Source organism: Streptomyces sp. NPDC059696, assembly GCF_042733745.1.
Lineage (GTDB): Bacteria > Actinomycetota > Actinomycetes > Streptomycetales > Streptomycetaceae > Streptomyces.
In genome coordinates this window covers 1-1,404 of record NZ_JBHWFG010000110.1, presented here as the reverse complement: position 1 = coordinate 1,404, position 1,404 = coordinate 1, and the positions used below count along the sequence as shown (strand labels likewise).

The window sequence follows — 1,404 nt, the reverse complement described above, 5'->3', positions numbered from 1 at the left end:
GGCCATCGGGGTACCCAGGTTCGCCATCGACCACAGTTCGGCGGCCTTGCCGTCCTCATCGCCCAACACGGCGTGTCCTTCCGGGGAATCGGCCTTCGGCCGGTGGGCCACCATCGTGACGCCAAGTCGCGGGCGTCCCATCTTCTGGATTGCGCAGTCGTACGGCGGGCGGCCCGGGGGAACCGGCCGCCCGCCGTACGGGTCTTCCCGGGCCGGTCTCAGCCCACGGGCTGGGACGTGCGGTCCTCACGGACGGGAGTCGGGCCCCCGGCCGCCTTCGACAGCGCGCCCGGCCACCAGAACCGGGGCCCCAGGTCGAGCGCCAGGGCCGGCAGGAGGATCGTCCGGACGAGGAAGGTGTCCAGCAGGATGCCCAGGCCGACCACGACGCCCATCTGCGCCATCGGGACCAGCGGCAGCGAGGCGATGACGGCGAACGTCGCGGCCAGGACCACACCGGCGCTGGTGATGACGCCGCCGGTGGTGGTCAGGCCGGTGAGCACGCCCTTGGCGTGGCCGTGCAGGGCGACTTCCTCCTTCACGCGGTGCATGAGGAAGATGTTGTAGTCGATTCCGAGGGCGACCAGGTACACGAACCCGAGGAGCGGCACCGACCAGTCGACGCCGGCGTGCCCCATCACGTGCTCGAAGAGCAGGTTGGACGCGCCCAGGGCCGCGAAGAACGACACGACCACGGTGCCGAGCATGATCAGCGGCCCGGCGACCGACCGCAGGAGCCAGATCAGGACGAGCAGGACCACGAGCAGGACCGCGGGGACGGTGACCCACAGGTCGCGGACCGAGGCGCGCTGGGTGTCCAGGCTCTGGGCGGTCGTTCCGCCCACGAGGGCGTCGGTGTTGTCGCGCAGGGCGTCGACGGTGTCCTTGGCCCCGGCGCTGTCGGGCACGTCCTTGAGCACCACGGACAGCAGGGTGAGCTCTCCGTCGGGAGTGGTGGGGCCGTCCTCGACGGACACCACGCCCTCGGTCCCCTCGGCGGCCCGCCGCACCTCGGCCGCGTCCGCGGTGGGCGTGACGACGGTGGCGGGGTCGGAGGAGCCGGACGGGTAGTGCGCGGAGATCCGCTCCTGGGCGACGACGGACTCGGGCTTCGTCTGGAGCAGTTCGCTCTGGGTGAGTCCCATGTCGAGGCCGAGGGAGCTGAGGGCGAGAAGCCCCGTCGCGGCCAGCGACAGCACCCAGGCGCGGCGTGGCCGGGCGGCCGTGACGGAACCGATGCGCTCCCAGCGGCTGTGGGACGCGGGGGCCTCGGGAGCGGCGGCGGCCTCAGCCGTCCAGCGGGGCACGAAGGGCCAGAACACCCAGCGGCCCAGGATGACCAGCAGCGCGGGCAGGATCTTTTATATTTATATTATGGCGCAGACCACGAGTATTGCGAAGATC

The 1,404-nt window shown here is 71.4% G+C and carries 1 pseudogene; it reads right to left on the bottom strand.

Going from position 1 to position 1,404, the window contains the following annotated elements:
• Positions 1-218: 218 nt before the first annotated feature.
• A pseudogene (locus ACFV20_RS36945) lies at positions 219-1,358 on the bottom strand (MMPL family transporter); the annotation flags it as partial.
• Positions 1,359-1,404 lie beyond the last annotated feature (46 nt).